This is a genomic window from Corynebacterium vitaeruminis, assembly GCF_001054325.1.
GTDB lineage: Bacteria > Actinomycetota > Actinomycetes > Mycobacteriales > Mycobacteriaceae > Corynebacterium > Corynebacterium vitaeruminis_A.
On sequence record NZ_JVVM01000009.1, the window covers coordinates 58562 to 70909 of the forward strand.

General features: G+C 58.6%; 10 protein-coding genes. 6 read left to right on the top strand and 4 right to left on the bottom strand.

Annotation, left to right across the window (positions count from 1 at the left end; all coding sequences use genetic code 11):
* From ADA16_RS02405 to ADA16_RS02415, 3 genes are all read left to right on the top strand, one after another.
* A complete protein-coding gene (locus ADA16_RS02405; protein ID WP_048758833.1) occupies nucleotides 1-1125 on the top strand; it encodes an ABC transporter substrate-binding protein in 1125 nt (374 codons plus the stop codon).
* A gap of 54 nt (nucleotides 1126-1179) precedes the next feature.
* On the top strand, nucleotides 1180-2211 hold the full coding sequence (locus tag ADA16_RS02410) for an ATP-dependent 6-phosphofructokinase (RefSeq protein ID WP_048758892.1): 1032 nt from the start codon (nucleotides 1180-1182) through the stop codon (nucleotides 2209-2211).
* Between the two features lie 144 nt (nucleotides 2212-2355).
* Nucleotides 2356-3819: a membrane protein gene (locus ADA16_RS02415; protein ID WP_048758835.1), complete on the top strand. Its 1464-nt coding sequence runs from the start codon at nucleotides 2356-2358 to the stop codon at nucleotides 3817-3819.
* Between the two features lie 26 nt (nucleotides 3820-3845).
* Here ADA16_RS02415 and ADA16_RS02420 read toward each other — a convergent pair whose 3' ends face one another.
* Nucleotides 3846-4679, bottom strand: a complete 834-nt coding sequence (locus tag ADA16_RS02420) for a class I SAM-dependent methyltransferase (protein ID WP_048758837.1) — start codon at nucleotides 4677-4679, stop codon at nucleotides 3846-3848.
* Between the two features lie 53 nt (nucleotides 4680-4732).
* Here ADA16_RS02420 and gatB point away from each other — a divergent pair, with 53 nt between their 5' ends.
* Nucleotides 4733-6241 (top strand): Asp-tRNA(Asn)/Glu-tRNA(Gln) amidotransferase subunit GatB, encoded by a 1509-nt coding sequence (gene gatB, locus ADA16_RS02425; protein ID WP_048758840.1) that lies wholly within the window; start codon nucleotides 4733-4735, stop codon nucleotides 6239-6241.
* Nucleotides 6242-6269: 28 nt separating this feature from the next.
* On the opposite strand, the gene ADA16_RS02430 is transcribed toward gatB, so the two are convergent.
* Complete coding sequence (locus tag ADA16_RS02430; RefSeq protein ID WP_239659308.1) at nucleotides 6270-7346, bottom strand: glucose dehydrogenase; 1077 nt, start codon at nucleotides 7344-7346, stop codon at nucleotides 6270-6272.
* A gap of 76 nt (nucleotides 7347-7422) precedes the next feature.
* On the opposite strand from ADA16_RS02430, the gene ADA16_RS02435 reads away from it, so the two are divergent.
* A complete protein-coding gene (locus ADA16_RS02435; protein ID WP_239659309.1) occupies nucleotides 7423-8811 on the top strand; it encodes a DoxX family membrane protein in 1389 nt (462 codons plus the stop codon).
* 76 nt (nucleotides 8812-8887) lie between these two features.
* Nucleotides 8888-9772, top strand: a complete 885-nt coding sequence (locus ADA16_RS02440) for a hypothetical protein (RefSeq protein ID WP_239659310.1) — start codon at nucleotides 8888-8890, stop codon at nucleotides 9770-9772.
* Nucleotides 9773-9788: 16 nt separating this feature from the next.
* Here ADA16_RS02440 and ilvD read toward each other — a convergent pair whose 3' ends face one another.
* Together ilvD and ADA16_RS02450 are read right to left on the bottom strand one after the other, a co-directional pair.
* Nucleotides 9789-11633, bottom strand: coding sequence for a dihydroxy-acid dehydratase (ilvD, locus tag ADA16_RS02445; protein ID WP_048758847.1), 1845 nt, complete (start codon nucleotides 11631-11633; stop codon nucleotides 9789-9791).
* A 133-nt stretch (nucleotides 11634-11766) separates the two neighbouring features.
* A complete protein-coding gene (locus tag ADA16_RS02450) occupies nucleotides 11767-12300 on the bottom strand; it encodes a PH domain-containing protein (RefSeq protein ID WP_048758894.1) in 534 nt (177 codons plus the stop codon).
* Nucleotides 12301-12348: the final 48 nt, after the last annotated feature.

A 12348-nucleotide genomic window follows, 5' to 3' on the forward strand; every position in this document is an offset into this window, starting at 1 on the left:
ATGAATTACGCACACGCTTTCCGACGTCCCCTGCGTGCCTCAGTCGCTGGTATCGCTGTGGCTGCACTGGCATTCGGAGCCGCCGCCTGTGGCTCTGATGAGGGAACGCAGGCGTCGTCGTCAGGCATTACCCTCACCAACTGCGGTGAAGAGGTCAGCTACCCGGGTGTGGCTAAGAAGCTGCTAATCAATGACGGCAATATTGCTTCGCTGGCACTGGCCGTAGGTGCTGCGGACGAAATTGCAGCAGTGAGCTCTATGGCCTCGCACCTTCCAGTGTTGACTGCAGCCTACGGCGATGAGATTGCGCAGAAGCCAGAAGTGGCAAAGGAATACCCGAACCTGGAACAGGTCAATGCGGCTGAGCCGGATTTGATGTTGGCGGGCTGGGGCTACGGCTTTAGTGAGGACAAGGGAATTACCCCGGAGTCACTTTCCGAGCACGGTATCGGCGCCTACACCCTGACGGAGTCCTGCCGTAGCAGTAACGATGCCAAGACAGACCAGGGTGGCAGTGGCGACCCGGGGCACACTCGTGGTCTGGTGGATCCGTGGGAAGCCGTCAAGATGGATCTGAAGAACATCGCTACGCTGACCGGGCACGACGGTGAGGGCGACAAGGTTATTGCAGATATTGATAACCGCCTGCATGCTTTGGACACCGCACCAAAGGGGGACAAGAAGCCGGTGGGTTTCCTCTTTGACTCTGCCGGTGATGCACCGTTTACCTCGGGTTCCTTTGGCGCGCCGCAGGGCATCCTGGAAAAGGCCGGCGCGACCAATGCCGCCGAGTCTATTAAAGACACCTGGACTACGACGTCCTGGGAGTATGTCGCCGAAATGGAACCCGAGTTCATCGCGCTTGTGGACTACCCGGGTCAGACCTTCGAAGAGAAGATCAAGGTTTTGCGCACGAATCCGGCAACGAAGGACCTAGAGGCGGTCAAGGAAAATCGCTTTATTAACCTGCCATATGCCATGTGGACAGAGTCGCCGCTGAACGTCGACGCTGCAGAGTACGTGCGCAAGTCACTCGAGGAATATGGTCTTCTGCCGGTCTCGGACGTGACGACGAAGATGGAGTTGCCATCTGAGTTGCCGGGGCAGGAGTATCTGCAGAAATAGTTTTTGACCAAGGCCGTCGAGCGCGAACTGACTAACGCGACTAAGGTGGGCATCATGCGAATTGCGACCCTTACCTCCGGTGGAGATTGTCCCGGTCTGAATGCCGTTATCCGTGCAATTGTCCGTACTAGCTCGAGCGAGTACGGCTCAACCGTCGTCGGTTTCGAGGACGGTTGGATTGGTCTTATGGAAGACCGTAGGGTTCAGCTTTACGACGATGAGCGGATTGACCGCATGCTGCTGCGCGGTGGCACCATGCTGGGCACCGGTCGCGTGCACCCGGACATTCTCATGTCCAACCTCGACCGCATCAAGGAAAACCTCGCTGACGCGGGTATCGACGCCTTGATTCCAATTGGCGGCGAAGGCACGCTGAAGGCCGGCAAGTGGCTTTCGGACAACGGTGTGCCGGTTGTCGGTGTTCCGAAGACCATTGACAACGACGTCAACGGTACGGACTACACCTTCGGTTTCGACACAGCAGTGGCTGTTGCCACCGACGCAGTTGACCGTCTGCACACCACCGCGGAATCCCACCAGCGCGTCATGATCGTTGAGGTCATGGGCCGCCATGTGGGCTGGATTGCCCTGCATGCGGGTATGGCCGGCGGTGCCCACCATATTGTCATTCCGGAAAAGCCATTTGACATCAACGAGATTGTGAAGTCTATGGAGCGCCGTTTCCAGATGGGTGAGAAGTACGGCATTATCGTCGTCGCTGAAGGCGCTACCCCGAAGCCCGGCACCATGGAATACGAAGAGGGTGGCGTCGACCAGTTTGGCCACCAGACCTTCAACGGTATTGGTCAGGTTATTGGCGCGGAGATTAAGAAGCGCACCGGTTATGACGTTCGCACCACGGTGCTGGGCCACATTCAGCGTGGTGGTACTCCGACTGCGTATGACCGCGTGTTGGCCACCCGCTACGGTGTCCACGCCACCCGAGCAGTACACGAGGGGGACTTTGGCAAGATTGTCGCTCTGCACGGTGAGAACATCGAGCGTATCGACATCGACGATGCGGTTGCTGAGTTGAAGGTTGTGCCGGATGGCCGTTACCGTGCCGCTGCTGCGCTGTTTGGTTAAGCACGCTTTGCTAAACAATTAGGCAATTCTTTATAACAAAATAGGCACACTGCCCGAGCTGATGTATTAATCACCAGCTCGGGCAGTATGCTTTATAAGGTTCCGATTTTTGAAAAATAGACATATATTTAGGATTCTCTCGCTATGTGGAAAAGAGCCACAACAATCGCGATGGCCTTTGTCGGCCTAACTGTCGGTGCCGGATTCGCATCCGGCCAGGAAATGATGCAGTACTTCGTGGCATTTGGCACTAACGGCTTGTGGGGCGTTGTACTCGCTTCCGTCGTGATGATTGCCAGCGGTCTGGCAGTGCTGTCAATTGCCAGCTACCTGCAGGCTGACGAGCACTCCGAGGTCTTCGATGTAATCACCCGAAGCTGGGTTGCGAAGATTCTGGATATTGCCGTCATGATCACGCTGTTTTGTACCGGCTTCGTTATGTTCGCCGGTGCGGGTGCGAACTTGAACCAGCAGTTCGGACTTCCAGTGTGGATTGGTGCCGTCATCATGGTTGCCCTGACATTGGGTGTCGGCATGCTGGATGCGGACAAGGTCAGCCGCGTGATTGGCATGATCACTCCGTTCATCATCGTGTTCTTGCTTGGTGCCGGTATCTACACTTTGTGCACGACCGATACCTCGATGTCGGAGGCCGCGCAGTACACCACTGAACTGTCGACCTCGCTGCCGCACTGGTCTGTTTCTGCCCTGAACTATGTTGGTTTCTGCGTGATGGTGGCCGTATCGATGTCCATCGTCATTGGCGGTAGCTACCTGAACCCGCGTGAAGCTGGCATCGGTGGTCTCATGGGCGGCACCATTTACGCAGGTCTGCTGACGTTGGTGACCTTTGCCCTCTTCTTCAAGGTCGAGTCCGTTGGCCATGAGGATATGCCGACTCTGGCCATTGTCAATGAAATTCACCCGGTTCTGGGTACGGTGATGGCGATCATCATCTACGCCATGATTTTCAATACCGCCATCGGTATGTTCTACGCGTTGGGTCGCCGCTTGACACGCAATACTCCGCAGCGTTTCCGCCTGGTATTCATCGTGACGGTGCTGATTGGTTTTGGCCTGAGCTTCTTCGGGTTCAAGACCCTGGTCGGTTCCATCTACCCGGCTCTTGGCTACGTCGGTATCGCTCTTATCGTGATTCTGTGTGGTGCGTACCTGACTGGACGTAACAAGCTGATGGAGGAGTCGAAGCGTCGTGGCCGTATCCGCAAACTCGCACGCCGGAAGATGCATCCGAACAAAAAGTTCACCACTGCGGATCAGAAGAAGCTCGACCGCGCTTTGGCCAACTCCAATATTTCCAACGTCGATCTTCAGGAGAGCGTCCGCGACGACATCGTTGAAGAACTCGTCAGCGACGATAATGTTGAATTCACCGAGGATGACGCCGAGCGCATTGTTGAAAAGGACAACGAGCGGTTGGAGAAACTTTCCGAAATCGAGGAAGCCTCCGATGATGACAATCCTCGCGAGACCGCGAGGAACTCCTTCCCAGGCGAGGCCACGGCCACCGCGCCAAAGAAGCTGGCCGGACAGACTAAGAGCGCTATCAAGCGTGTGGCCCGACCGAAGCCAAAGAAAGAAAAGTAACTAGCGCGACTAGGCAGCTCGAAAATTTAGGCAGCTCGAAAATAGAAGGCATCGCACCGATAGGGAAGGGCGATGCCTTCTTCATATGTGTGCCCCAAATGCTCGTGGAGATACCAGTGCAAGTTCGCCTCCACCTTGGCGCGCGTGGCGGGCTTGGAACGAAGCCAATAAGATCGTGTCCTTGCCAGCAGCACGATGTCCTCAATGGTCAGTGTCTGCTCCCAAGTCATCCGCACCTCATCCACTAACTCCAATTCCGGGCCCACGTCCGGGTAGAAACCTGGCCGCAACACGTCACCGGCATGCATGATGCGACTGAGCCGATGCACCCACGGCACCGACACATCCAAGGTGTTCCACACCAACATGGCCACGCCATCTGGACGCAGCATACGAGCAAATTCACTACTTGCAGCTGCCGTGTCCACCCAGTGCCACGTCTGCGCGCACGTTGCCACATCGACCCCGTCGGATTTCAGCCCCGTGTGCTCCGCAGTGCCGTTCAGGCATTCCGCTGCTGGCACATTGTGCGTCAGCGCCTGCCGCATCGCGGTGGAGGGATCGAGCGCCAGCAGGGTGGCGTCGTGGTAGACGTCGGCAAGCGAGGCGGTGAGTTTTCCGGTGCCGGCGCCGATATCGGCGACCACCAGTGGCTGCGGTGCAAGACGTGTGAGCGCATCAATGACTGCGGGCGGATATCCGGGCCGCACGCGGTGGTAGCCAGTGGCGCCGTCGGCGCTTTCCTGCAGCTCGTCGTCGAAAGTGGCACCTGCGCGGTGGCGGTCAGCGGCGTCGCGAAACGTCGGTGTATCGCGCGCTGACGTCGGTGGAATCGGTGGGTGTTCGTTAACTCCGGGCACGAGATATACCCTAGGGCACGCGCGCGGGACTATCGCTAGTAGACTCTACAAACATGACCGCTGCATACGCTGATGACTTGATGGACTTTGATGAGGTCCTCGAACGTTTTGACCCGGTAATGGGCATGGAGGTACACGTCGAGCTCTCGACGAATACCAAAATGTTCTCGTCCTCCTCGGCGCACTTTGGTGCCGAGCCGAATAGCAACGTCGATCCCTGCAGCCTCGGCCTGCCGGGCGCGCTGCCCGTGGTTAACCGTCAGGGCGTTGAGTGGGCCATCAAGATTGGCCTGGCGTTGAACTGCGAGATTGCTGAGTCCTCTCGCTTTGCGCGCAAGAACTACTTCTACCCGGACCAGCCGAAGAACTACCAGATTTCGCAGTACGACGAGCCAATCGCCTACGACGGATATCTCGACGTTCAGCTTGACGACGGCACGGAGTTCCGAATCGAAATCGAGCGCGCTCACATGGAAGAGGACACCGGCAAGCTGACGCACTTGGGTGGTGCCGATGGTCGTATTCACGGTGCTACGCGTTCGCTAGTGGACTGCAACCGTGCAGGTGTTCCGCTGATCGAGATTGTCACTAAGCCGATTCTCGGTGCGGGCGAGCGTGCCCCAGAGGTTGCTCGTGCATACGTTTCGGCGCTGCGTGACCTGGTGAAGTCCCTCGGTGTCTCCGATGCCCGCATGGATCAGGGCTCGATGCGTGTGGACTCCAACGTTTCCCTGCGCCCAATCGGCCAGGATGAGTTCGGTACTCGTACCGAGACCAAGAACATCAACTCCCTGAAGTCGGTTGAGCAGGCTGTCCGATACGAGATGCAGCGCCAGGCTGCTGCGATTATCAATGGCGAGGAGATTGTTCAGGAAACTCGCCACTACCAGGAGACCGACGGCACGACCTCCAAGGGCCGTCCGAAGGAGTCCCAGTCAGACTACCGCTACTTCAATGACCCGGATCTGCCACCGGTGATCGCTCCGCGCGAGTGGGTGGAAGAAATCCGCGCAACCCTTCCGGAGCTCCCGTGGGTGCGTCGTGCTCGCATTCAGTCCGAGTGGGGGCTGAAGGACGAAGAGATGCGCGACCTGGTCAACGCCGGCGCTCTCGACCTGATTGTCGACACCGTTGAGGCAGGTGCCGGCCCGGCTGAGGCTCGCTCCTGGTGGGTTGCCTACCTGGCGCAGAAGGCCAACGAGGCCGGAGTGGAACTGGGTGAGCTCGCGATTACTCCGGTGCAGGTCGCACGCGTGATTGAGCTGATTGAAGAGGGCAAGTTGACGAACAAGCTGGCTCGTAAGGCCGTTGATGGCGTCCTCGCCGGCGAGGGCGACGTCGACGAGGTCGTCGCTGCTCGCGGCCTGGAGGTCGTCCGCGATGACGGCGCTATTGAGAAGGCCGTCGACGATGCACTGGCTGCTAACCCGGATATCGTCGAGAAGTACCGAGCTGGCAACAAGAAGGTTGTCGGTGCCATCGTGGGCCAGGTCATGAAGGCTACCCGCGGCAAGGCAGATCCGGCTCAGGTCAACCAGCTGATTGCGAAGAAGCTGAGCTAGCTAACCCTGAAGGCTAATCCCCTGAAGGCTAATCCGGGGAGCCGCCGGCGGCGCCATCGCTCGGCAGTCTGACGACGCGCTCGTCAGACTCCGACGGTTGTGCCCCGGCGGTTTTGTTTGTCGTGGCACCCCAAACTTCAATACCCTGATTCGCAGCGACAGCCGCTACATGCGAGATGTGGCCGAAATCGCCGTCGACAAGCACTTCAGGGGAACCCTTGACCTCCCATGCTGCGTCGGGCCCACTGTACTGCGGACCAACCGGCATAGAGATGACCTTCTGCGCGTCTGGGATGGCAATGACCACGCGGTCACCCATTACAGCGCACCCACCGATGGAATCGTTCAGGTCCACACCGCCGAGGGGGTTAATCACAGGGCCGGTGAGCTGAACCAGCTGTGGGGTGCCGTCGAGAATGGCGGTTGCCAACGGAGGCATTCCGTCCGGGCCATGGCAGAACTGTTGAAACTCAATGCCTGGATCTCCCACGAGCAGTTTGTGCGGCGACCGGTCGCCCGAAGCTCGGTCAAAGTAGATTCCGAGAATGCCTGGCTCGCTGAGGTTCGGAAGTTCGCGCACATCAGCGGTGCCGCCCTCCACGATGGTGACGCGCGCAATGGTGTCGTCGTTACGCAAAACAAAGACCTGACGGTCCTCTTCGACTGTGGGGCTGGGCAACAGTTGTTTTGCGGGTGCGTTGAGTTGCGCAATCTCCCTTGGTGTCTTGCCGGGTGCGACAACGGTGAGCGCGCCGTCATCAGTGGCGACGAGGGCTTCGCCAGGGCCAATCGCCGCTAGCGCGGTGGTAAGCGGTAGGCAGGCGGCGAGAGTGACATCGTCTAGGTCACAGGGTCCTTTGTCCTTTGCTTTGCGTTCCGTGGTCGGTACCGGGGTAGAGGGCAGGTCAGGGGAGGAAAATTTCGGCATAGCGATGCCCGTCGGTTCTGACTTGTCTTCCGTAAACGGCAACTCGAGCGCATTCGACGCACTCATGCAGCCGGAAAGGGAGAGCGCTCCGACGACGCCAGCGGCGAGCGCGGCACGACGTACGCCCTCGCGAGAGCGGGCCTGTGCACTGCCGCTGCGGACGAGGTGGAATCCCATAGGCATACACAATACAGCCTTGTTTCACGGCCACGCCTGCGACCAAAAGTGACGCAGTAGTTTTAATGTGGACAATGTGAGCGACTCAGAGAAGTACCCGAACGACCGCGCCCTCGAGAATGTGGAGGACGGATTCGATGACGATCTCGACGTCCCGACCTACCGCAAGCTCGCTGAGCCAATGAACGAAGAAACTAACCGTGACGACAGCGACAACACCGCAACGCAGATTTTTCCGGGTGTGCCGGAAAAGCGCGTAGAGGAGGAGTCGGAGGCTGAGCAGGAAAACCTGACACCGGAAGCCGAGACCGATAGCGGTGCTGAAGCCGAAACCGAGTCCAAATCCGATACAGATACGGAATCTGCTGCTGATTCGAAGACTGAGGTTATCCAGAAGCCGGAGACTGAAAGCGAGGCGGCGGCCGAGGCGGAACCTGAAGTTCAGGAAGTGCCGAAGAAGCGCTACGACGCCTATGCCGCTGCAGGCCGCACGGCACCTCAGGTGATTAGCCCTGCCGGTAAGGCTTCACCGCGGGATGAGGTTGAATCGCAGCCAGCGGCTGATACAGAGCTGGAGCCAGCTTCGGAGTCGGAGGCGACTGAGATCTTTGAGGAGCCTGCTCGTAGCGAGCGCGTTGATCCAGACGAGGATTTCAGCCAGCCGACGCAAGCCTTCTCGGCTTCTGAAGCGTCCGAAGCAGGAGTTGCCGCAGATAAGTCGGAAGCACGGCCAGCATTCGATGATGAGCCGGAGCCAACCTATGACTCTGCGCGGAGTTCTGCCGCCGAGACTCAGTACTTTGATGAATCGGATTTCGCTGAACCGGCTACCTCCCTCGATACGGCTGGTGCAGCTGGTGCAACTGCTGCCACGACTACCGACACCGCTGACGACGATGAAGACACGGACTTCTACGATGACGATGAGCGGGAGTTCCGTCGCGGTACCACGGACTTTGGTCTTCTGCTGCTGCGCCTTGGACTGGGCGCGCTGCTGCTGATCCACGGCCTGACAACGCTGCTCGGCTGGGGCAATTCTGGTGGCACGACTGCGCTGGAGACACAGTTTAGCCAGAACAATTTCGCCCTCGGTCCTGTGATGGCCACTGCCATCCCGACCGTTCAGCTCATCGCCGGTGCCCTGCTCATCCTGGGGCTCGCGACACCGCTGGCTGCAGCGTTGGCGCTGGCGTTGTCCGCCTACCTCAGTATGTTTGATGTGGCTACCTCTGCCAATGGCGTGAGTATCGTCGGCCAGGGCTCCAGTGACCTTCAGCTACAGCTGTTGATGACCGCCATGGCGCTTGGTCTGCAGTTCACCGGCCCGGGCCGCATCGGCATCGACTTCGGACGCGGATGGGCACGTCGACCACTGGCTTCATCTTGGATTTTCGGAATTCTGGCCATCGCCGCAGCGATTGGCCTGTGGTGGCTGACAACCAACACGCTGCCATTCGTTGGCTAGGACAGCTCAAACATTCACAAACAGTTGAGCAACCCGAACTAGGTTCTCGGTAATGGCAGGGGGTACAATGCCCCCTATGCCGAAGTCGAGACACACACTAAAGACCACCCTCGCGGTGGTCTTTTTCATGTCTTCGATAGGCGCGACAACATCGATTCAGTCACCCTCCACGGCCTCTGCCGGCGAAAACAATGAGGTGGCAGCCTCCGTCCCGTCGGCAAGCGCCTGGTCGACACCTGGCGGGAGTCTGCCGCGCATGAACCTCAACGCCGAAGGGCTGATTGAAACCGACGCGCGCACGCAGATGGCGGTGAGCTACGAGCCGGTGGGCGTGGGGTATAACAGCCAGGAGTCGCAACGTCCGTTGCCGGCACTATCCCTGATCAAACTGTATATCGGTCAGTATGTGCTCGAACACGGTACTGCCGACGATACCCAGCGGGTTGAGAAGATGATTTCGCGTTCCGACGACGATCTGGCAGCCGACTTCTATCGGAAGTACCCGGAATCGGTTGATGCTATTGCGACCGAGTATGGACTGTTCAATACTTCCGGCGGCGAGGAATGGGGAGTATCGAGAACCACCGCGGAAGATGTGGTGTCATTTATTTCCCAGCTTCGTCTGAAGCATCCTAATTCTGAAGTGCTTGAGGCGATGCGACACTGGTCGCCGGTTGCTGCCGACGGTTATCGACAGAACTTTGGTCTTGCGGGGCTGCCCGGCTCCGAAGGCGCGAAGATGGGTTGGTCTAACCAGCGTTCGTGGCACTCTTCCGTTGTTTTTGGCCCAGGGTACGTAATGGCTGCAATTACCGAAGGTGGCAAATATGCCCACACTGAGGACGTCGCTGAGGGGATTGTGGACGTTGAGTACCGGGATTTAGTGAAGTCCACACAGAAGACTGGGCGCAAAGCTACCCGAGAAATGCCAAAGGCCTGTGCGGTAAGCACAGGCCTTTAGTCAGAAGCGAATTTACCTAGTCGACGATGCGCACAGCGCCCTTATCCGCGCTGGATGCCATCTTCGCGTAGGCACGCAGTGCCTTGGACACCTTGCGCGGACGTGGCTTGTGGGGAGTAAACGGCTTATCGCGCTTGAGCTCCTCATCGCGGCGAGCAGCGAGCTCCTCGTCGGACACCTGAATCTCGAGGCGTCGTTCTGCGACATCGATGTACACTGGGTCGCCGTTGCGGACGAGACCGATTGCGCCACCTGCAGCGGCCTCCGGGGAAACGTGACCGATCGACAGTCCAGAGGAACCGCCGGAAAAGCGGCCGTCGGTGACCAGGGCGCAGACCTTACCCAGACCAGCACCCTTGATGAATGCGGTCGGGTGCAGCATCTCCTGCATGCCCGGACCACCGGAGGGCCCCTCGTAGATGACGAAGAGAACTTCGCCCGGCTGCAAGGTGCGGTTCAAGATGACAGAGACAGCCTCTTCCTGACTCTCTACGACGCGAGCGGTGCCCTCGAAGTGGAATTGGTCCTCGCCAATACCCGCGGTCTTCAGGACAGCGCCGTCCTCGGCGATGTTGCCGCGCAGGACACACAGACCGCCTTCCTTGGTGTAGGCGTGGTCGAAGTCGCGGATGCAGCCATTTTCGGAGTCCGTGTCCAGGCTTTCCCAGCGGTTGGAAGTGGAGAACGGCTCGGTGGTGCGGACACCGCCCGGTGCTGCGTGGAACAGCTCGATGGCCTCGTCAGTGGCCTTGCCGCCGCGGATATCCCAGTTATCCAGGTGCTCCTCCAGCGACGGGGAGTGTACAGAGCGGACATCCATTTGCAGCAGGCCGGCGCGACGCAGCTCGCCGAGGATGGCTGGAATACCACCGGCGCGGTGGACGTCCTCCATGTAGTAGTCAGAGTTCGGCGCTACCTTCGACAGACACGGAACACGACGGGAAATCGCGTCGATGTCAGAGAGGTCGAAGTCAATCTTGCCCTCCTGCGCGGCAGCGAGAATGTGCAGCACGGTGTTGGTGGAGCCACCCATGGCAACATCGAGCGTCATGGCGTTGACAAATGCGTCGCGGTTGGCGATGTTGCGCGGCAGCACGGACTCGTCACCATCGTGGTAGTAGCTCTTCGCCAGGTCCACAATCAGCTCACCGGCGCGGGTAAACAAGTCGCGGCGAGCCTGCTGAGTCGCCAGCGTAGAACCATTGCCCGGCAGGGACAGGCCGAGGGCCTCGGTCAGGCAGTTCATCGAGTTTGCGGTGAACATACCCGAGCAAGAACCACAGGTCGGGCACGCCGAGCGCTCGATGTCCAGCAGGTTCTTGTCATCGACCTTGTCATTCGCGGATGCAGAAATAGCCGAGATTAGGTCAGAGCCAGGCTTGACAACGCCATCGATAACCACCGATGACCCCGATTCCATCGGCCCGCCGGAAACGAAGACCACCGGGATGTTCAGGCGCAGAGCCGCATTGAGCATGCCTGGCGTGATCTTGTCACAGTTGGAAATACACACCAGTGCGTCAGCGGTGTGAGCGTTGACCATGTATTCCACAGAGTCGGCAATAATCTCACGGGATGGCAGCGAGTAGAGCATGCCGTCATGTCCCATTGCGATACCGTCGTCGACGGCGATGGTGTTGAACTCACGGGGGACACCACCGGCCGCGGTTACAGCTTCCGCAACGATGTCGCCAACATCTTTCAGGTGCACGTGCCCTGGCACAAACTGGGTGTAAGAGTTTGCAATTGCGATAATCGGCTTGCCGAAGTCGCTATCGGACATGCCAGTCGCACGCCATAGGGAACGAGCGCCAGCGGCATTACGTCCGGCAGTGGTGACTTTAGAGCGAAGGGGGATCATGTGGGCTGCCCTTCCTAGATAGGGTGCAAGGTAACTAATTGTCCATACTAATCACAAAAGCCCCTAATGTCTCATTTCGCGGTCACTAGTGTCCGCATAATGAGATTTAGGGGCTTTGTGGACTGCTTAGATGCTACTCAGTAGAGGCTTCGCCTTTAGCCTTAGCGCCTTTAGCCATGGCGTCAGCCTCAACCTCACTGGCCTTCTTCATTACGGAGTAGCCATCGCGGTCAAAGACCTCGACCTTGTCATTTTCCGCCATGCGAGCCGAAGTAATCGGATCCGGAATCAGACCGCCGGTGGCTTCCTTTAGCTCGGGCAGTGAATTAAAAGAGATGGCCGGCAGAGCGATACGCTCATCTGACTTGGTGACCGCAAAGGCTCGACCGCCCTTGTTGAAGAAGATGCCTGCAAAATCACTCCAGGGCACCGAACGGCGCTTGGACAGTAGATAAACCGCAGTGATGCCGCGTGGCCCCACGGTGGTGCGTACTCGGAAAATCCAAAGCGTATAAATCAACGGTGCCAGGAAGGTAACGGCCAGCCACGGGGTAAAGCCGGTGGCAATTACACACAGCACGACCATGAACGCAACGATGAACAGATGCGTCTTCTGTGGGCGAAATCGCTGCGTCGCAATTTTTGGCTGTGGAGTCGAGTCAGTCATGGCCATTGATTGTAGCGGGTAGTTCGGATTGGTTAGTGCACGGTAGGC